A 21,279-nucleotide genomic window follows, 5' to 3' on the forward strand; every position below is an offset into this window, starting at 1 on the left:
TTTATAATTAGTATATCATTTATTATTACTAACTTTTCAAGCAACAACTTAATAACAATATCTTTCTACATATATTTCTCTTTAATTATAAAGATTTCATTCGTTAGCACACAATTATACTCTTCCAATAATTATTCTTATCCTCATTTTTTAAGTTATCAACAAAATCCACAATATATTGTTGATAACTTTTTTATCTACTCAACATATTGTGGATTTTTGTTTTTTTATTTAGAATATTAATATAAAATTCTCTATTTTTAATAAATTTTATTTAATTGCCAAAATATCTTTTATTACTTCTCCACCAATTATCATTCCTGCTACTGGAGGAACAAACGATATACTTCCTGGTATTTGCCTCTTAATTGCACATTTTTTAGTACCACCTGTACAAACGCATCCAGTTTTACAAGTAACAACATCATCATAATTAGGTTTTATAGGTATTTCTTCCGAATATACAACTTTTAGTTTTTCTACACCTCTTTTACGAAGTTCGTGTCTCATAACTTTAGCTAAGGGACATACCTTTGTCTTAAATACATCTGTAACCTTAAATTGTGTTGGATCTAATTTATTACCTGTACCCATAGAACTCATTATCTTTATACCCTTTTTATAGCAATATTCCGCTAAACCAAGTTTTGCTGTAACTGTGTCTATTGCATCAACAACATAATCAACATCATCCGAAATTATTTCTGATATATTTTCTTCTGTAACAAAAACTTGATACGTTATAACATTGCAGTCTTTGTTTATAGATGCTATTCTTTCTTTCATTACCTCAACCTTAGACCTACTTATAGTCTTATATGTAGCGTGTACCTGCCTATTTAAATTAGTTAAACAAACTGTATCATCATCAATAATAATTAATTCTCCGACTCCAGCCCTTGCAAGTGCTTCAATGGTGTAGCTTCCTACTCCACCTACTCCAAAAACAACTACTTTGCTATTTCTTAATTTATCTAATCCATCTTTACCTATTAAAAGTTCTGTTCTTGATAAAGAATGTTGTGCTGTCATAATTTTCTCTCCTTATTTATATCTTTCTCAGGAATACTCATTTATCATTTTTTGAATATACCCTTTATTCTTAATAATTAATTATTATTAGTTATTATAACATAAAACAAATCAATATTAGATATATAATTCGTACGTATATAAATTTAATTAAGTTAATCTATAGGTATTGTGCAATTTTATTTATATAATGACTATTATGTTCCCCATTTTTATATAAAGAATAAGTTTAATATTTTATCCACACTATTTGTTAAATCTAAAAAATTATGCACAAAATCCACAATATATTGTTGATAACTTTTGTAGTATTTCAATATATTGTGGATTACTTCTATTTCAAATCTAATCCTAATGTTTTAATCATCTTTTTGTCATCGCATATATTATTTCCGCAGGTTGTTAATAAATTACCTGTTATAATTGAATTTGCACCTACTTTAAATGCTTTTTCTCCATTGTTTTTTATCAATCCCCTGCCTGCCGCCAATCTTATATTAGCAGCAGGATTTATAAATCTAAAAATTGCTATTGTTCTAAGAATCTTATTTTCACTTAAAGCTACTTATTTCTCAAGTGGAGTCCCCTTTATAGGCATTAATATATTTATAGGTATTGAACGTACATTCAAGTTTCTAAGTTCCATTGCCATATCAACTCTATCTTCTCTGTTTTCTCCACAAGTCCTATAATTCCACCAGAACAAATTTCTAATCCAGCTTTTTATCGTCTTTACTCTATCATCATAAGTGTGCGTTGTACAAACTTTACTATAGTAGTTTCTTGAAGTTTTAACATTATGATGATATCTTTTAACACCTACTTCCTTTAAACTGCATATCCTAATTTTCTAAGTAACGGAACAACTCTAACTGCAACTATTGAAATCATTAACGTTGCCAATAAGTCACTTCCTATAAATGCTAAAATTCCAATCTTAACTATGCTCCATGCATTCATTGCCTTGCCTATATAAAAATTAAAAAGAACATACATATGGGCACAGCCAAATATATAAACAATTAGAAGACCTAATAAACATGATGTGAATACATTTTTAACAGTTAATATCTTAATATTTTCTGAGCATTTTCCAATTACATATGCACCAGCTATAAAGCCTATTAAATATCCAAAACTAGGTTCTAATACATATTGCGGTCCACCGCCCTTTGTAAACACAGGTATACCTATCATTCCAACTGCTACATATAGAACTTGTGCTAAAGCTCCCTTCTTTGCTCCTAATAATAAAGCTCCTAGTGCACAAAAAAAGTATTGAAGCGTAATCGGAACTATTGGAAGTGGTATTTTGATAAATGCTCCTATTGCCGTAAGTGCTGCAAACATTGCTATAAGTGTTAAATCTCTTGTTTTTAAATTCAAATTTATCCCCCCAAGTTTCTTTTAATAATCAAATATTATACTCATTTCTCTGTATTGTCAACCAAAGTTTTATTCAAAGTTAACAATATGAGCTAAGAATTAAATTATTTTTGTATTCATTTTAAATTACTAACCTTATGCATTTTATATTAAAAATTAAGCTTCTACTATTAAATTTATAATTTAATGTTTATAATATACATTAAAGCTATGTATATTTAAACAGTATCTTGATATTGTTGTATTTAGTTAAACAAATAAATACTTAGGAGGATTATTCATATGATTATAGGAATAATTGCTGCCATGGCAGAGGAATTAGAAATTTTATTAAAAGACTTAACGCTTGAAGAAAAAAAAGAAAAAGCTAATATGACTTTTCACAAAGGAAAATTATATGGAAAAGATGTTGTAGCTGTAGTTTGTGGAATTGGCAAAGTTAATTCAGCTATATGTACGCAAATATTAGCGTCTGAATATAATGTTGATAAAGTTATAAATGTTGGAGTTGCAGGTGGAATCGGAAAAGAAATTTATCCTGGTGATATAGTTGTCGCTGAAAATTTAGTTCAACATGATATGGATACTACAGCCTTTGGAGATAAGATGGGTCAAGTTCCAAGACTTGATACTTTTGATTTTAAATGTGATGAGAAAATGGTTGCTTTAGCTAAAAAAGCGTGTGAAGAAATTTCTGAATTAAATAGCTTTACAGGTAGAATTGCTTCTGGAGATCAATTTATTGCAAATATTGAAAAAATTCAATGGCTTGATAAAGAGTTTGGAGCAATCTCTTGTGAAATGGAGGGTGCTAGCATAGCTCAAGTTTGTTACTTAAATTCAATTCCATTCGTAGTTATTAGATCAATTTCTGATAATGCTAATAATGGAGCACATATGGATTATCAAAATTTTATTCCAATTGCTGTTAAAAACTCAACTAAAATATTAAAACAAATGCTTGAAATAATGTAATATACTTTTAAGTAAAAAGTAAAGAGCAAATATACATTTCTGTATATTTGCTCTTTCTTAGCAACTGATTTTTACGTTGTCCGCCAACTGGGTACGCCCACATGTCGTACATTGCTTTAGGGATTTTTACGTTGCCCCTCAACAACTGTATATCTTAAAGATATACTCTTCTGCCGGATTGAAGTGTCAGTCCACTTAGATAACTTTATTGTTTATCTTGTTTATATTATACAACAGCTTGTAAATGTTTGCAAGACGTATTTTAATTTTCTCTATAATTATTTTCAGTACAATATATGCACCTAATCATACTATTCATAGCAAGCCTAAAAAGTCACCTAAAAATAATCTTACAATTATTTTTAGGTGACTTTTAAATGTATTTTATATTTTTAAATTTATATAAGCATTTTCTAGTAATTAAATCCTATTCCAAAGTGAATTTTTTTAATTCACTTTGAAGTTTACGCGATATTTCTTGTAAATTATTTGCATGCTCATTAAGCTCATTCATTGTTGCATTTACCTCTTCTGTGGATGCTGTAACTTCCTCTGATATTGATGCAGACTCTTCTGACACTGCTGCTATATTTTCAACTTGTGCTTTTACTTCTTCTTTATTTGAATTCATCTTCTTATTTAAACTATTAATCTCTTCAATTGCACCTGCTAAAGGTATTATTGAATCAACTATTTTATTAAATATATCTTCAGTTTCTTTTATTGCCTGGCCTTGTTCTTGTAACATGTTTGTACTTTCTACCATAGCACCTTGGGCATTATTTGCTTTAGTATTTATTTCTGTAACAATAGCCTTGATTTCATCTGTAGATGTTTTAGATTCCTCAGCTAATTTTCTAATTTCTTCTGCAACTACCGCAAATCCCTTTCCTGCATCTCCAGCTCTTGCAGCTTCAATACTTGCATTTAAAGCTAGCAAATTAGTTTGTTCAGTGATTTCTGCTATTGCATTTGATATATAGTTTATTTTATCTATGCTTTTTGTCATATCATCTACTAGACTTGTAGATTCCATGGAATTCTTCCTAGTTTTTATGGCTTTATTTATTAAATCTTTAAGTATAACTAATCCTTGAGTGCTTAATTTTTCAGTTTCATTTGATAATTTATTAATATTATTTGTATGTCTATCTACTTCATCTATTCTATCTGACAATTCTTCAACACTTGTTGCAACCTCAGTAGCAGATTGTGCTTGATTTGTAGCTCCAGTCGCAACTTCTTGTATTGCATTTGATACTTCCGATACTGACGCTGTAGTTTCTTCTGACATACTTGATATGTTAATTGATGCTTCAAGTAAATCAGCAGATGTACTTTCAACATTCTTCATTAACTTAGATACATTATCAACCATGAAATTAAAGTTATCACCAATTTGTCCAAGTTCATCTTTTGCTGTAACATTTATTCTTTCTGAAAAATCACCTTCTGCAACTTTATTAAGTGATGCTTTTAACTTATTTAATTCTTTCATAATATACGCTGCAGCTATTATTGAAATACCTATTCCAATAATTATACATATTATTGCTGTAATAAATATTGTTCTTTTCATAGTTGCTACATCATCATTAACTTCTCTGCTCTCTATAACTCCAATTAACTTCCACCCTGTCTCTGGGTTGGTTTCTTGGCATGCATAAAAAGATTCACCATTGTTATTCCAAGTATATACCCCTTTATTTTCACCTTTAGCATTTTTCCAAAAATCTAACTCATCAATATTATCTTCTTCAGATTTGTTATTATCATTATTTACTACAATATCACCATCTTTGTCTACGAGTAAAACAAATCCTGTATCTAATAATTGTATTTTTTTAATGTATTCTTTCATTGAATCTAATGACATATCTATTACTATGACACCTATAAATTGTCCCTTATCGTCTTTAACTGCTTGAGCAACTGTCATTACTTGTTTTCCAGTCACACTATCTTTATATGGTTTAATATATATAACTTTTCCGTCGGCTTCTTTAGCTTTCTTATACCATTCTCTATCTTTATAGTTTAAATCACTTGTAGTCATTACAGCACTATCTAATACTAATTCACCATATTCTCCAGCATAGCCTGCATTAATAATGCCATCTATTGAATCTTTAGTATCTTTAAATAAACCTTGAACATATTTAGATATAAGTACATGATCAGCTTGTGGATTAGATAAATCTTTAATATCAAAATTCCTTGATATTATTGCCATTTGTGTACTTAATGTTCCTAAGTACTGTGAAAATCCTTTGTCTACCTCCTTTATTGTTTGTATACTTGTTGTCTTTAAGTTCTCTTCTAACAGAGCCTTTGATTTAAGTCCAATAATCTGCCCTATTACTAATATAGGTAACATAATCATTATAACAATTCCAATTATAATTTTTCTAAATAACTTACTGTTTTTTTTCATTCATTGCTCCTCCTAATATAATTTTTATTTAATGATTTCACATTCTTTATTTAATATGTAAATTCCCTAAACTATATCTACATGTCCCTCTTTTAATGATTTGATTCATTAAAATGTATATTATAGGATTTCTTCCAATAACTATATAAATAATAATTATATATTATAATAGCATTGTATTTTTTTATGTTCAAGCACTCAAAATAGCAACTTGTAAACATTTTATACTCCCTAAATCTCTTTATATCACCATATATCACCCCTAAGTTAATCTTAATTATTGATTTACTTATTTTGTTTCAAATTATTATATTGACACTAACGTAGAAAATAATAGAATATAAATTCAATAGCCACCTACAAATGGTATTTAAATCATTTGCAGATGGCTAAAAATTTAGTGTGTATTTTTATTTCCATGATATATTTGCATCTTTTCTAGGAACAGTTCTAGCATATTTTATATTTGGATACCCAATTACCATGCAAGTTACAATTTCTTTATTTCCTTCGAGATCAAGTAACTCTCTAATCTTTTCATTTCCTTGTGCTGCCATTGCAAAAAATCCACTAAAAAATGTTCCAAGTCCTTGAGCATTAGTCATGAGTTCCATATTTGAAGATGCTAATGCTGCATTTACTGGTGAATCAGATACTACAAGAATTAAAGCAGGTGCATTAAAAAATAGCTTATCATTCATCTTAGGATCTTCTTTATATCCATCATACATTTTTATCCACATTTTAGCATATCTTTTAAAAGGTATAGTTTGTGGATTTAAATTTTTAAGTATTTCTTCACCTTTGTTCTTAAGGTTTTCCAACACCATTTCCTTTAGTTGTTCAACATTGTCTTTCACTATTATATATGAAACATTTTGACTATTACTTCCGGTTTGAGTAAATCTTCCTGCTTCTATAATTTTTAAAAGTTTTTCTGTTTCTACATCTTTATCTTTAAATTGTCTTACAGTTCTTCTAAATTTTATAAAGTTTAGAAGCTTATCTGATTCTATTTTGAATTCAGCCTCATCATAATCTTTTACATCTTCCATATTATATTCATCAGTAGATACTGCACCTTTAGGACAAATAGCAATACAATGTCCACATTTCATACATGTAATATTGTTAATCTTAGCTTTTCCATCAACTATTTGTATATCATTTGGGAAACAATCCTTGGCACAAAGTCCACATCCCACACACTTTTCGTTATTTACTTTCATCATAATATAATTAACTCCTTTTACCTTTATACTTTTAATAGGTTGTACAATAATTAAAATTTTTTACATTTTACCAATTCATCAACTAAGTTTTCAATTGCTTGTTCTCTGTCTTCTTTATTATAAAAGTCAAAGCCCATTTCGTTTTTTATTTTTTCTGCCTTTAAAAATATGTAATTTATATATCCAGCAATTAAATGATTTTTAATCCAGAGCTTATGCATATTGTCTCCATACAGTTCTTTAAGGCATTTATTATATGATTCTTCTGAACTCAACAAGTGTACTGTCTCTTGATTATTTTCCAAGTCATCTAAAATTGCAATTTTGGAAATTTCAGAATTATCAGCAATAAAATTTACTGCTGCTTTTAAAATAATTGTAAGTCTTTCAATTGGAGATTGTTGCTCTTTAGCCTTCATTTTTTCACTCAAAGTTTTGGTTGCACAAGTCATAACCTTTTTTACTGCCAAGCGAATTAAATTATCTTTGCTTTGAAAATGATAATTTACCATACCATTTCCAAGTTCTGCTTTTTCAGTAATATCCTTAACGGTAATTTCACTTGGTTTTTTACCTTGACATATCATCTTAATAGTTACATCTATCAATCTTTCCTTAGCATCATGTTCTCCCACGCTCTCACCTCTATTCTAAATCATCTCTCCATTTTTGAATGGCATACTGTATATCATACAGTTTATCATTCAGTTTTTTATTTGTCAAATTACTAAAATTAAGTTATCCAAATAAAAAGTATACCTTTAAAGGTAAAGTCTTATTTAAATTTTAACTTTATTTGTATATATTTCTTTTAATTTTCTTTTTACTTTAAACTTATTCTAATGATAATTTGAAATTCAAATAAGAATATATTTCAAAATTCTTATTTACAATTGAATAAAAAAAGAGCATAAACATGAATTTCTGACCTATTGAAAGGTTCTTCATTACAATGTTTTATGCTCTCTTTATTTCTTTTTTTATATCTATTTTTATTAAAATCCGTCTATTCAATCTTTTTATTTCTAAATTGAACTTTTTACGTGAAGAATTATTTTAACTTATGAACAAATAATCCACTTCTTAATTTAGGTTCAAACCATGTTGATTTTGGTGGCATTACTTCTCCGATATCTGCAACACTCATTATATCACTAACTTCTGTTGGATACATCGAGAATGCTATCTTCATATCTTTATTTGCTCTTCTTTCAAGCTCTTTAAGGCCTCTAATTCCACCAATGAAATCTATTCTTTCTGATGTTCTTACATCTTCAATTCCTAATATAGGTGTCAAAACGTTGTTCTGAAGTATTGCAACATCAAGACTATCTATTGGATCTTCAGGATTGTAAATACCATCTTTAGCTTCTAATATATACCATTTACTTTCTACATACATTCCAAACGTATGCTTTTTAGCTGGTTTTACTGGTCCTTCAGTAATTGATTCTGTTACATTAAACTTTTCTTCAAGTTTTTCTATTAATTCAGTTTTAGTTAACCCATTTAAATCTTTTACTACTCTGTTGTAATCCATAACCATCAAATCATTATCCGGGAATGCAACTGCTAAGAAATAATTAAATTCTTCTTCACCAGTATAATCTGGATTTTCGGCTCTTCTCTTAAGCCCAACCTTTACGGCAGATGCTGATCTATGATGCCCATCTGCAATATATAAATAATCAATTTCCTTAAATAAATCAATTAATTCGCTTATGATAATATCATTATCAATTATCCAAACAATATGACTTATTCCATCTTCAGACACAAAATTATATATAGGCGTTCTCTTGCTTTCATTTTCAATCCAAGCGTCTATTATTTCCGATGCAATTTGATCTTCCTTATACGTTAAGAAAATGGGACCTGTATTTGCATCACAATAATCAACATGATTAATTCTATCTTCTTCTTTATCTGCTCTGGTGAATTCATGTTTTTTTATTACATTATTTATATAATCATCAATGGAAGCACAGAATACTATTCCTGTTTGAGCTCTTCCATTCATTATTTGTCTATATATGTACAAGCACGGCTCATAATCTTGAATATATTCTCCATCTGTTATCATTCTATCAAGATTTTCTCTAGCCTTTTCATACACCTTTGGATCATGTATGTTTATTGATGGATCCAAATCTATTTCAGGTCTATCAACATGAAGAAATGAGTGTGGATTTCCAGCTACCATTTCTCTTGCTTCATCGCTATTCATTACATCATAAGGTAAAGCTGCTATTTTTGAAGCTAATTCCGCAACTGGTCTTATTCCATTAAAAGCTTTAACTATCGCCATTGAAAATTCCTCCCAAATAATTATATATTAAAGAATTCCTTAATTACTGAAACTACTTCTTCACCAATTCTTGTTTGAGCTTCTTCAGTTGCAGCTCCAATATGTGGTGTAACGCTAACTTTTGCGTGGTTAATTAATGTTTCATTCTTAGTTGGTTCTTGTTCAAATACATCAATACCTGCTCCAGCAATTTCTCCATTATCAAGTGCTTCAATTAATGCTGCTTCATCAACAACTTTACCTCTAGCGCAGTTAATAAGGTATGCTGTATTCTTCATTAATTCTAATTCTTTCTTTCCAATTAATGAACCTGCTACTTTGTCATATGGTACATGAAGTGAAATAAAGTCCGAAGTCTTTAATACTTCTTCTAATGATACAAAGTCATAATCTAAATCATCATGTTTTCCTTCTATTGTATAATATATAACAGTCATACCTAAAGCAGTAGCTTTCTTAGCTAAAGATTGACCTATTCTTCCCATTCCAATGATTCCAAGTGTTTTACCTGCAATTTCAGTTCCTTGGTATTTCTTTTTATTCCATTCACCATTTCTCATAGTGTAGTTAGATATAGCAATAAATCTTGCTAATGCAAACATATGACCAAGTGCAAGCTCTGCGACTGAATCTGAACTAGCTGAAGGTGTATTTCTTACAGTTACCCCAATACTTTCCCCAGCAGGTATATCTATATTATCTATTCCAACCCCAGCTCTAATAGCTAATTTTAATTTTCCACCTTCTTCTGCTTTAAATACATCAGAAGTAAGCGTTGTAGCTGATCTAATAACTATTGCATCGAAATCTTTTAATTTCTCTCCTAATACGTCTTGTTCAAAATGTTCATTAATAACCTCTGCACCTAATGCCTTTAAGGCTTCAATTGATGCACTTTCTAATCCATCGTTTGTTAATACTCTAATCATTGAAAAAATCCCCCCTAATTTAAATACGCTTATTGCTTTAATATTTTCCTATATAACTTTATAAGAGTTAAAGGCACCTTAAAAATAACCAGTAATATGCTAGTCTATTTTTAGATGTCAAAATATTGCGAAATTTCAAAATATACAAGCCAACATTCCCCATCAAAACTATCTGAATTGTAATTACAAAGATACATTCTAGCCCTAAAATCTCTTCTATACACTCAAATAATTCTTTATGTTCTTAAAATATGGAATCTGTAATTAATTAATCATGAATATTTTAGTTTTTAATTTGTTATATTCATCATCTGCTTAAAACTTGTTTGTTATATTCTACTACGTATTTAATTTTAATTCAATACTTTCTTCTATTGAATCATGATTTTAGTTGATAGTTATATATTTTTTTATTAATATATAGCTATCATTATTAAAAATATATTAAAATCCTTATCTAATTGATATTCAGATTAATCTTAATTAAAAATAGTTTAATATCAGATTCAAATTTAATCCCATGGATGCTACCTTTTAATATATTTATCATTTAACATCATCATTTTCCTAAGTAACACAAAAAAGCTGTTCCAAATACATTTTTTTTGTATTTGGAACAGCTTCATATTTTTATTTTATATTTAACTACTGTAAATTATTTTTTGCCTTCTACATAAGCATTTTTAAAGTAAATGCTATTCATTACAGATACTCTTGCATCCTTAACATAATCTTTTATTCCTATTGTTCTTGTATAGTAGTATAAAGGAATAACTGGCATATCTGCCATTAACATGTCTTCTGCTTGATGTAATAAATCCATTCTCTTTGTAGTATCTAGTTCTTTCTTTGCAGCATTAATAACTGTATCAAACTTTGGATTGTTATATCCAGAGTTATTTTGTGCAGAAGTTGATATAAACATATCTAAGAAAGTCATTGGATCTACATAGTCAGCATTCCATCCATCTCTTGCAATTTCATAGTTCTTTGCAACTCTTGTTGATAAGAATACTTTCCATTCTTGACTTTGAAGTTCAACATTTACACCTATCTTTTTCCACATATCTTGAATAGCTTGCATTGTGTCTCCATGACCACTTTCTGGGTTATAAAGTAATACAAGTTGTGGTAATCCTTGACCATCTGGGAAGCCTGCTTCAGCTAATAATTTTTTAGCTTCTTCTACATTTCCCTTTGGATCAAAGTAAGTAGTTTTGTCTGTAAAATCTTTTCCATCAGCTTCTATAATTCCCTTTCCTACCATACCATGAGCAGGAATTTGTCCACCTTTAGTTACATTGTCAACAATTGATTGTCTGTCTATCGCAAGATTTAAAGCCTTTCTTACCTTTGCATCACTTAAAACTTTAGCAGCATTTGGATCTACTGCTTTTGCTTGTTCTGAAACATTTATTGATAAGTAGTAAGTTGCTAAATTAGGATATGACTTAGCACTACCGTCCTTTATTGCTGTTTGTATGTCTGATTTTGGAACTGTATCAACTATATCAAATTGGCCTGATTTATAACTTGCCCATGCTGAAGTTTCTTCTGCAACTAGTTTCATTGTTAATTTATCTAGTTTTACAGAATCTTTATCATAATAATTTTCATTTTTTTCTAATACTACTTGATCTTTCATTTTATAATCTGTAATTTTAAAAGGTCCATTTGAAACTAAAGTTTTTGCATCAGTTGCCCAATCTTTATTGCTTTCAACGACCTTTTGATTTACTGGATAATAGAATGGTTGTGATGTTAATTCTAAGAAATATGGTGTTGGTGCTTCTAAAGTAACTACTAATGTAGTATCATCAGTTGCCTTAACTCCAACAGCATCTGCACTTCCTTTTCCTGTATTATATGCTTCTGCTCCCTTAAGGTACAATAATTGATATGAATATTCAGATGCTGTTTCAGGATTTAGTAATCTCTTCCATTCATATTCATAATCGCTTGCCTTAAGTGGATCTCCATTTGACCATTTAAGATCTTTTCTTAGCTTAAAAGTATATGTTAATCCATCTGCTGATACTTCCCAGCTTTCAGCATCACCCTTAGTTGCTTTTTCATTTTCGTCTAATTCACATAGACCTGTAAAAGCATTTACTAATACAGTAGTTCCTGTAGTATCTGTATTTAATGCTGGATCTAAAGTTCTTGGATCTGCTCCTAAGTTATACGTTATTTCTTGCTTACTTGCACTTCCTGCTTTATCATCACTTTTAGAACCACAACCAGTTAAGATTGACATTCCAAGAGTTGCTGCTAAAGCTATTGCACATATTTTTTTTGCTTTACTTGTCTTCATTATATATTTCCCCCTTAAAGTTAATTATTTATTATAATACCTACTAACGTTATTATTGCAAAAAAACTTTAGCAGTATACTATTACTTATTGATAAATTTTATTTGTATAATCTACTACATTTTTAATAGATTTATATATTAAATTAATTTTCTATAAAATCAATTAATCATATAAGTGACATGCCACAAAATGCCCCGGTTTAACTTCTTTCAATTCAGGATCTACTTCTGAACAAATTGGTTTCGCATATTTACATCTTCCTTTAAATCTGCAACCTGGTGGTGGATCTATTGGAGAAGGAATATCTCCTTCTAAAACTATTCTTTGACTATTTTTAGCAGCATCTGGATCTGGTATTGGCACTGCTGAAAGTAACGCTTGTGTATATGGATGTAATCCTTCTGAATATACTTTATTACTTTCTCCCTTTTCAACCATTCTTCCAAGATACATAACTCCAATATGAGTTGATATATGTTTAACCATTGAAAGATCATGAGCTATAAAAAGATAAGTTAATCCTAATTCTTCTTGAAGTTCTTCAAGCATGTTTATAACTTGCGCTTGAATTGAAACATCAAGAGCTGATATTGGTTCATCGCATATTATTAAAGAAGGCTCTACAGCCAATGCTCTTGCAATACCTATTCTTTGTCTTTGTCCTCCTGAAAACTCATGAGGGTATCTATTTATATGGTCACTTGCAAGACCAACCTTTGATAAAAGGCTTCTTATTCTTTCTGTTCTTGCCTCTCCTGTTAATAGTTTATGAACATCAAGAGCTTCACCAATTATATCGCCAACAGTCATTCTTGGATTTAATGATGCATATGGATCTTGGAAAATCATTTGCATTTCTTTTCTAAGGGGCACCATATCCTTAACTGAATTTTTTGTTATATCTTTTCCATTAAATATTATTTGGCCTGATGTTGGTTCATAAAGCTTTAATATAGTTCTTCCTGTAGTTGTCTTACCACAACCAGATTCACCTACTAGTCCTAAAGTCTCTCCTCTATTAATTGAAAATGAAACTCTATCTACTGCTTTAACATAACTTTTGCCTTTAAATAAGCCCTTCTTTGCAGGGAAGTATTTGCATAAATCTTTTACTTCTAAAATTACATCTTTATTATCTTCCACTACTTTTTCCTCCTTATAGGTGATTCAACTTTTGGTGCATCTTCATGACATAACCAACATGCCACTTCATGTTTTTCTCCTACTTTAAACTGTGGAGGTTGTTTTTGAAGACAAATCTTCATTGCATAATCGCATCTAGCTGCAAATGGACATCCAACTGGTGGATTTAATAAATCTGGTGGTTGTCCTTCAATCGGAACAAGTTTTTCTTTAACATCTTCCTTAGGATTTGGAATACTTCTTAAAAGCCCCCAAGTATAAGGATGTTTTCCTCTGTAAAATATATCTTCTGTAGTTCCAGTTTCTACTATTATTCCACCATACATTACATTGATTTTAGTACATACGTCTGCAACAACTCCTAAATCATGAGTTATTAAAATTATTGACGTATTAAGCTTTTCTTTTATATCTTTCAACAAGTCTAAAATTTGAGCTTGAATTGTAACATCTAATGCTGTTGTTGGTTCATCTGCTATAATAAGCTTTGGTTCACAAATCAAACTCATTGCTATCATAGCTCTTTGTCTCATACCACCTGAAAATTCATGAGGATATTGCTTCATTCTTTTTTCAGGACTTGGTATTCCAACTAATCCAAGCATTTTTATTGCTTGTATTCTCGCTTCTTTTCTACTAATTTTTCTATGTTTTAATAGAGGCTCCATTAATTGATCCCCTATTGTATATACTGGGTTTAATGATGTCATAGGGTCTTGAAATATCATTCCTATATCATTTCCTCTTATAGCTTCCATTTGAGATTCTTTAATATTTGAAATGTCTCTACCATCAAAATGTATTTCTCCACCTGCAAGTCTTCCATTATCAGCAAGTAGTCTCATAATTGACATCATAGTAACACTTTTACCGCAACCTGATTCTCCAACTATACCTAATGCTTCTCCCTTTTCTAAATAAAAAGATACCCCTCTTACTGCATGAACTTCACCAGCACTAGTTTTAAAGGAAGTTTGTAAGTCTTTTATATCTAATAAATTTTCCATTGTTTATCTTCCTCCTATCTCTTGTTCTTAGGATCTAATGCTTGACTTAATCCATCACCAAAAAGGTTAAACGCTAGTATGATTATACAAATCATTGCTGATGGAAACATTAATTGATATGGATATGAATAAATGCCTTGCATTGCTTCATTTGCTAATGTTCCAAGTGATGCTCTTGGTGCTGCAATTCCTAGTCCTAAAAAGCTTAAAAACGCTTCAGTAAATACAGCTTCTGGAATTAATAATGTTAATGTAACCATTATTGATCCCATGCAGTTTGGTATTAAATGTCTTATTAATATTCTAAAATTTGATGCACCTAATGACTTTGCAGCAAGAACAAATTCTTGTTGTTTTAATTGAAGTACATCTCCTCTTACTATTCTAGCCATCCCAATCCAATATGATATTGAAAGAGCTAATACAATTGTTAAAAGACCACTTCCTGCTGCTCCTGGCTTATTTAAAATAGCCATAAAGATTATTACATATATAGTTAATGGGATTGAAGATATAACATCCACGATTCTCATTAATATAGTATCTACGAATCCACCAAAGAAACCTGCTATTCCACCATATATTACTCCAATGACTAAATTTATAAATGCTGCTAAAACTGCAATAGCTAATGAATATCTTGCTCCATAAAAAATTCTAACGAATATATCTCTTCCAAGATTATCTGTTCCAAACCAATGTTCTGCTGAAGGTTTTAAATAAGTTGCCGATAACTCATTTGCAGCATAATCATATTGAGAGAAAACTGGAATAAAAATAGCTGCAAGAACAACTACTATTATTACAATTAACGATCCTAATGCTAATTTATCTTTTTTCAATCTCGTCCAAGCATCTTTCCAGTATCCAACACTAGGTCTAATTGACACCTCTATTTTCTTTTCTTCTTCGCTTAGAGGAGTAAATAAGTCCTTGTTGATTTTTAATTGGTTTTCCATTCTTTCTCCTCCCTAAACTTCTGTATTTTGTAATTTTATCCTTGGATCAATTACTACATATAATATATCTACAATGAAAGTAAAAAATATTAACATTGTGCAATAAAACACAGTTACTCCAAGTAACATAGAATAATCTCTATTTGTAACTGACTGTACGAATTCATTTCCAAGACCTGGAATAGCAAAAATCTTTTCTGTTACAAAACTTCCTGTTAATATACTTGCTACCAATGGTCCAACATATGTAATTATCGGAATTAATGAATTTCTTAATGCATGTTTAAATATAATTGTACCTTTGCTTAACCCTTTAGCTTTTGCAGTTCTCATGTAATCAGCTTTCAATACATCTATTAACTTACTTCTTGTAAGTCTTGTAATAAATGATAAAGATGCTGCTGATAATGCTATACAAGGCATTATATAATTCTTCCAACCGCTAAATCCAGTTGCTGGCAATATTGAAAGCTCAACAGCCAGTACATATATTAAAACAGCTCCTATTACGAAACTTGGTATCGTAGTACATAAGGTTGCAATGACTACTATTAATTTATCTGGCCATTTTCCATTTTTAAGTGCTGCAAGTATTCCTAGGATTATACCTCCTACTATAGCTATAGCTACTGCTACCATTCCTATCTTTGCAGATGCTGGGAATGATTGAGTTATAGTATCCGATACTTGTCTACCTTTAAAAATCATTGATTCACCAAGATCTCCTTGAACTAAGTTTTTCATATACATTCCATATTGTTCAATTAAAGGCTTATCAAGTCCATATTTCATTTCCATATTAGCTTTAACTTGAGGTGTTAGTTTTTCACCATCGAATGGGCCTCCTGGCATAAGTCGCATTAGAAAAAATGTTACTGTTATTACAACCCATATTGTTAGTAGACTTGTAAAAAATCTTTTTCCAATATATTTTAACATGTGTCCCTCTCCTTCTTTTTCTATTTCTGTTTGTCTATATATTAATTTGTTTAACAATTGAAAAAATATATAATTACGTAAAAGCTGCCATTTATATACATACAGTTCTGTTTTTGACACAAGAGCTTCTATATATACTTAGCGCATTTAATATATTAATAGAGTCATTAAACGCATTTTTGTCATTTAACAACTCCTTCGCCATTTTATTTATCAATATTTAATTTTTTACCAATAAAATTTAACTTATCATCAATACAACATTATAATAATAATATTTTTATCTATAGGTGTCAATATTTTATTTGAATTAGATAATGCAAAATCATATAAACTTTGCTCTTTTTCTTTGTCTTCATTCATTGTCTAATTCCCAACATATTCCATTTACTTTTTTGTATGAAAATATATAAAAAAAATTATAAAAGATATTTATCCAATTTTTAAGACAAATACCTCTTATATTTTATTTATATTTCACTATATTCTAAAACAGTACACTTTAATTATGATTAATCCTCATCATCAAAATATAATACTGATTCTGTTTCCCTACAATACTTGACACACATACATTGAGCTAATTTTCTTGGACATCTATAACATAAACAAGTTAAATCCCCGCCGTTACATTTTCCTTGTTTTAGTTCTGTGCAATCTCCACAGTTCACTCCATTTCCTGCTGGCATAATAATCTCACCACTCCTTTAATTTTAATATACTATTTCAATAGTAGGCCACATGAAAGAAAATAACAAGTCAAATATGCCATGTTAATATCAAAGTTCTTCACCAAATTCCTAATCTATCTTCAGGTTTAACATACATGCTATCTTTTTCTGTAATTCCATATATGTCATAGAATTTTTGAAATTGCGGTAAAACTCCATTTACCCTAAATTTATTAGGTGAATGAACATCTAAATTTAGTACATACTCTGTATATTCCTTTGTTGTTATTTGGCGCCAAGTAATAGCATAACTTTCAAAAAATGCTTTATAATTTGGCATGTCCATCTTATCTAATATATCTAATAGACAAGATACACCTCCAATATCAGCAATATTTTCTCCAACTGTAAGATAGCCATTAATTTTTGATCCCGGCAATACCTCTATCTGACTATAAAAATTTGCTATTTTTTCAGCCTTGGCTGTAAATTGTTCGTAATCTTTTTTATTCCACCAATTATTAAGGTTACCATCCGAATCATATTGTGCCCCAATATTATCAAAGGCATGACTAATTTCATGACCAATAATAGCACCAATCCCACCTAAATTTTCTTCTCTAGTTTTATTAGAATCATAAAAATGCCCTTGAATAATTCCACCGGGAATAATAATTGAATTCTCATTTGCACTATAAAATGCATTAACTGTTTGAGGTGTAAATACATCTTTCTTCTTATCTGCTCGTTGATTTATTCTGCTATATATCTCATCATTTGCAGAAATTCTCAATGTCACTATATTTTCAAAAAGTGAGCCACCTTCTTCATAAGCTTTAATACTTATTTTTGAATAATCAATCCAATCTTCCGGATAACCTATTTTTACATTTAATTTATCCAGTTTATCAATAGCATTTTTCTTAGTTGATGCACTCATCCACTCAAGATTTTCAATTTGTTTCTTATATGTTTCTATGATTTCTTTAGTTATGCTTTCTACATCTTCTTTTGTCTCTTTAGGCACATATCTTTCTGCATAAATCTTTCCAACAGCCATTCCCATCATATAACTTACTGTATCTATTGCATCATCTTCTTTTGATACAGATCCTGTTATTCCAAGTAAACTATTTTCATATTCTTTATTAGCATTCTCAAAATTTTCATTTAAATAATATGATGCAAAAGTCAAATTAATTATCTCTATATAATTCTTTATAAGATACAAGTTTTTTTGTATATATAATTTATTAAATGCTTTTAACCATTTAGGATCTTGCAAAATGATTTTATTTGCTTTATCTACCCCCAAAGAGTTCATAATAGCTGGCAAATTTAAATTGGGTGCTAAATCATTAAGTTCATCTAACGTATATACATTATACACAGCATCAATCAAATTTGAAGTTGTAGATTGCTCTTGCGCTCCCATAATAGATGGTGCTATCAGTCCTTCAAATTTAAACATATTATCTACTTTAGTTTTTGCTTCTTCTTTTGTATATCCACTTAATACTAGAATTTTATTATAATAACTTTCTGTTAATTTTTTATTTCTGACAGTATTTTCTGTAGGATTGGTATATTCATCTGGATTTCCTAAGCTTAATCCTGTAGCGCTTATATACAATATGTTATTTGTAACATCTTTTATATCTCTGTTCACAGAAAACTTTACTGTAGAATTTAATATTTCTTTATTATTCCATAACTTTGTAATATCATCTATTGTTTCTGCTGCCCTAATTTCATCTAAAATTTTTTGAACTGGTTTTAATCCCTCATTATTTCTTGCGGCTACATTTAGTGTATTGTTGTATATATTGATAATTTTCTTTTCATCACTGTTTTGCTTATATTTATCTTTATCAATTAATAACTGATTAATTATATCCTTAGTTTGACTTGTTACTTTTTCTTCAACATCATCAAAAGTAGAGGCAGTTGATTTTCCTTCTTTAATTTTTGTAGTATTCAGCCACTCACTATTTATTACGTCATAAAAATCATCTTGTAATCTTACGCCTTGGCTATTGTCGGTAGTTTGAATCTTTGATTCCACTTCAACTGCTTTAACGACAGTATATGACTCAGGACTCATCATTAACATAAAGATTAATATGCTTACTATAGCACCTAGTCTTTTTATTTTATTCATTTTTCAGCCTCTCTTTCCGCATGGTTTTTGATGGTTGTTATTCTATATGTGCTTTAATAAATACTTTTGTTTAGATTAACAACTGAATATAATCCCAAATTTACCAAAACATTAAGTTTATTAAGTTAAAACTTACCTATATACAAAAACTTTATACTTTAAAAGAAACAACGATAATATTATTTACCGTTTACACAGTATTTTAATTAATAATTAGGCTTGTCCAAATAAATATAACCATATAAGTAGCTTGTTTCATATATTTCTCTATATTTAAATGTTACTCCATGCCACATTGATTCAGATATATAAACTTTTCCGTTTTCAATTTTTTCAACAATTGCAACATGTCCGCTTCCTCCAGAATTTGGCAATTCAGATTTCCATACTGCAATAGATCCCACCCTAGGTTTAGATCCATATTCATATTTCCCACTTTTTTTATTAGCTTCCCACCACTCGTAACCATTACCTATAAATCCTGCATCATTCGGTTCACTTCCAGTAATCTCCCATGCACGCCCCCAAGCATACCATGTACAATTTCCTTTTATCAACTTTCCTCCACTAGAAAATGGTGGTGAAAGCCTTACTTTATAAAAAACATTACTATCTGAATAATAGTGTTCATTATCCAAACTTGGTTCCGTATTCCTTATTTCACCTTTATCCAAATCATTTTCTAAATCTATTTCCTCATTCTTAATAGGATTCTTATCTTCATTTGAACCACTATTTAAATTTGTGCTAGATTCTTGAGTTATAGGCTTTTCAAAGCTAATCCAATTTGAACTTACCCAACCCTTTTTTCCATTAGTACTTATATGATAAAACCCATTTTTTTCATCATCAATAATTTTAACTTCAGCTCCTTTTGCCAAGGATCCTATTTTAGCTGAAGAAATTGATGCTTCTAATCTAATATTTAATGAATCACTATTAGTGGAAACATATGCTATCTTTACTTTGCCATCATTTTTATCACTTTTTATATTACCTACAACCTCTGACTCTGTTTGCATCTGTTGAATTATTCCCTTATCATTTAACATTCTTCCACTATCTGAAAAAGTATAGACTTTTCCATCTATTCCAAGGGTTCCTGTTTCCATTTCTCCACTAGAATTTGTAAAGTACCAATTCCCATTATCATTAATCCAACCAATGCTCATTATTCCATCTTCTTTAAAATGATACCATTTTTCATTAATTTCTTTCCATCCTGTATTTAGCATTCCACCACTAGATAGATTGTACCAATTCTCATTATATTTAATCCAACCCGTACTCATTGCTCCATCTTCTTTAAAGTAATACCACTTTTTATCAATCTCTTTCCATCCAGTAGTCTTAACTGTACCTTCTATCCAGTTCCAATCATTTTTTGAATTATTAATCCATTTAGCTGAAGCTGGTATATAATACATGTTTGTTATTATTAAACTCGTCATTCCTGCTATTATTATCTTTTTAAGAAATTCTTTCTTCACTTATTGTTTTCCCCTTTTTTCTAAATTAAATTATTTTTTATAATTCATTTATCACATGTAATTTTATCTGATAGCTAGCATCCGTGACATTCTCACTTATCTGCTTAACTGGGAGATAACGGTTGCACGCTCCTAGACGAGGTGCCCCTTGGGGTTACATTGTGACCCTTGAGGTTACATTGTGACCCTTGAGGTTACATTGTGACCCTTGAGGTTATAAGTTTAACTAAGATTCTGATGGGGATCAAACCCCACCTGAATCAAGTTTCACTTGATTATCAATTAAATCAGGGTATT

15 protein-coding genes and 1 pseudogene are annotated in these 21,279 nt (G+C 29.7%); 1 reads left to right on the plus strand and 15 read right to left on the minus strand.

What is annotated here, in order from left to right:
* Positions 1-270 precede the first annotated feature (270 nt).
* The 3 genes and pseudogenes from DIC82_03275 to DIC82_03285 form a co-directional block, all read right to left on the minus strand.
* Positions 271-1,032 carry a tRNA threonylcarbamoyladenosine dehydratase gene (locus tag DIC82_03275; protein AWK50154.1) on the minus strand — a complete coding sequence of 254 codons (762 nt, stop codon included), beginning with the start codon at positions 1,030-1,032 and terminating at the stop codon, positions 271-273.
* A gap of 334 nt (positions 1,033-1,366) precedes the next feature.
* A pseudogene (gene bioB, locus DIC82_03280) lies at positions 1,367-1,879 on the minus strand (biotin synthase BioB).
* A complete protein-coding gene (locus DIC82_03285) occupies positions 1,861-2,418 on the minus strand; it encodes a biotin transporter BioY (protein AWK50155.1) in 558 nt (185 codons plus the stop codon). The pseudogene bioB and the gene DIC82_03285 overlap by 19 nt, the downstream one beginning before the upstream one ends.
* A 282-nt stretch (positions 2,419-2,700) precedes the next feature.
* Here DIC82_03285 and DIC82_03290 point away from each other — a divergent pair, with 282 nt between their 5' ends.
* The gene (locus DIC82_03290) at positions 2,701-3,393 is read left to right on the plus strand and encodes a 5'-methylthioadenosine/adenosylhomocysteine nucleosidase (GenBank protein AWK50156.1); all 693 of its coding nucleotides are present in this window, start codon (positions 2,701-2,703) and stop codon (positions 3,391-3,393) included.
* Positions 3,394-3,820: 427 nt separating this feature from the next.
* Here DIC82_03290 and DIC82_03295 read toward each other — a convergent pair whose 3' ends face one another.
* From DIC82_03295 to DIC82_03350, 12 genes are all read right to left on the minus strand, one after another.
* A complete protein-coding gene (locus DIC82_03295) occupies positions 3,821-5,827 on the minus strand; it encodes a methyl-accepting chemotaxis protein (protein ID AWK50157.1) in 2,007 nt (668 codons plus the stop codon).
* Between the two features lie 410 nt (positions 5,828-6,237).
* Positions 6,238-7,059, minus strand: coding sequence for a nitroreductase (locus DIC82_03300; protein ID AWK50158.1), 822 nt, complete (start codon positions 7,057-7,059; stop codon positions 6,238-6,240).
* Positions 7,060-7,109: 50 nt separating this feature from the next.
* On the minus strand, positions 7,110-7,646 hold the full coding sequence (locus DIC82_03305) for a TetR family transcriptional regulator (protein AWK53024.1): 537 nt from the start codon (positions 7,644-7,646) through the stop codon (positions 7,110-7,112).
* 464 nt (positions 7,647-8,110) lie between these two features.
* The gene (locus DIC82_03310) at positions 8,111-9,367 is read right to left on the minus strand and encodes a DUF1015 domain-containing protein (GenBank protein ID AWK50159.1); all 1,257 of its coding nucleotides are present in this window, start codon (positions 9,365-9,367) and stop codon (positions 8,111-8,113) included.
* 20 nt (positions 9,368-9,387) lie between these two features.
* Complete coding sequence (locus DIC82_03315; GenBank protein AWK50160.1) at positions 9,388-10,296, minus strand: 3-phosphoglycerate dehydrogenase; 909 nt, start codon at positions 10,294-10,296, stop codon at positions 9,388-9,390.
* A 655-nt stretch (positions 10,297-10,951) separates the two neighbouring features.
* Complete coding sequence (locus DIC82_03320; protein ID AWK50161.1) at positions 10,952-12,610, minus strand: peptide ABC transporter substrate-binding protein; 1,659 nt, start codon at positions 12,608-12,610, stop codon at positions 10,952-10,954.
* A 164-nt stretch (positions 12,611-12,774) separates the two neighbouring features.
* Positions 12,775-13,755: a peptide ABC transporter ATP-binding protein gene (locus DIC82_03325; protein ID AWK50162.1), complete on the minus strand. Its 981-nt coding sequence runs from the start codon at positions 13,753-13,755 to the stop codon at positions 12,775-12,777.
* Positions 13,755-14,762, minus strand: a complete 1,008-nt coding sequence (locus DIC82_03330; protein AWK50163.1) for a peptide ABC transporter ATP-binding protein — start codon at positions 14,760-14,762, stop codon at positions 13,755-13,757. Before DIC82_03330 ends, DIC82_03325 begins: the two co-directional genes overlap by 1 nt.
* A 14-nt stretch (positions 14,763-14,776) precedes the next feature.
* Positions 14,777-15,721, minus strand: coding sequence for a diguanylate cyclase (locus tag DIC82_03335; protein ID AWK50164.1), 945 nt, complete (start codon positions 15,719-15,721; stop codon positions 14,777-14,779).
* Positions 15,722-15,733: 12 nt separating this feature from the next.
* Complete coding sequence (locus DIC82_03340; protein ID AWK50165.1) at positions 15,734-16,660, minus strand: peptide ABC transporter permease; 927 nt, start codon at positions 16,658-16,660, stop codon at positions 15,734-15,736.
* A gap of 789 nt (positions 16,661-17,449) precedes the next feature.
* On the minus strand, positions 17,450-19,492 hold the full coding sequence (locus DIC82_03345; protein ID AWK50166.1) for a M13 family peptidase: 2,043 nt from the start codon (positions 19,490-19,492) through the stop codon (positions 17,450-17,452).
* 206 nt (positions 19,493-19,698) lie between these two features.
* On the minus strand, positions 19,699-20,982 hold the full coding sequence (locus DIC82_03350; protein ID AWK50167.1) for a ligand-binding protein SH3: 1,284 nt from the start codon (positions 20,980-20,982) through the stop codon (positions 19,699-19,701).
* Between the last annotated feature and the right edge of the window lie 297 nt (positions 20,983-21,279).

The organism is Clostridium beijerinckii, assembly GCA_003129525.1.
Classification (GTDB): Bacteria; Bacillota; Clostridia; order Clostridiales; family Clostridiaceae; genus Clostridium; species Clostridium beijerinckii_D.

Excerpts from the sequence above, each read along its gene's own strand:
- DIC82_03275 (AWK50154.1), bottom strand. The coding sequence starts at position 1,032 with ATGACAGCACAACATTCTTTATCAAGAACAGAACTTTTAATAGGTAAA.
- DIC82_03345 (AWK50166.1), bottom strand. The coding sequence starts at position 19,492 with ATGAATAAAATAAAAAGACTAGGTGCTATAGTAAGCATATTAATCTTT.
- DIC82_03320 (AWK50161.1), bottom strand. The coding sequence starts at position 12,610 with ATGAAGACAAGTAAAGCAAAAAAAATATGTGCAATAGCTTTAGCAGCA.
- DIC82_03310 (AWK50159.1), bottom strand. The coding sequence starts at position 9,367 with ATGGCGATAGTTAAAGCTTTTAATGGAATAAGACCAGTTGCGGAATTA.
- DIC82_03305 (AWK53024.1), bottom strand. The coding sequence starts at position 7,646 with ATGATATGTCAAGGTAAAAAACCAAGTGAAATTACCGTTAAGGATATT.
- DIC82_03315 (AWK50160.1), bottom strand. The coding sequence starts at position 10,296 with ATGATTAGAGTATTAACAAACGATGGATTAGAAAGTGCATCAATTGAA.
- DIC82_03335 (AWK50164.1), bottom strand. The coding sequence starts at position 15,721 with ATGGAAAACCAATTAAAAATCAACAAGGACTTATTTACTCCTCTAAGC.
- DIC82_03330 (AWK50163.1), bottom strand. The coding sequence starts at position 14,762 with ATGGAAAATTTATTAGATATAAAAGACTTACAAACTTCCTTTAAAACT.
- DIC82_03340 (AWK50165.1), bottom strand. The coding sequence starts at position 16,660 with ATGTTAAAATATATTGGAAAAAGATTTTTTACAAGTCTACTAACAATA.
- DIC82_03290 (AWK50156.1), top strand. The coding sequence starts at position 2,701 with ATGATTATAGGAATAATTGCTGCCATGGCAGAGGAATTAGAAATTTTA.
- DIC82_03300 (AWK50158.1), bottom strand. The coding sequence starts at position 7,059 with ATGATGAAAGTAAATAACGAAAAGTGTGTGGGATGTGGACTTTGTGCC.
- DIC82_03295 (AWK50157.1), bottom strand. The coding sequence starts at position 5,827 with ATGAAAAAAAACAGTAAGTTATTTAGAAAAATTATAATTGGAATTGTT.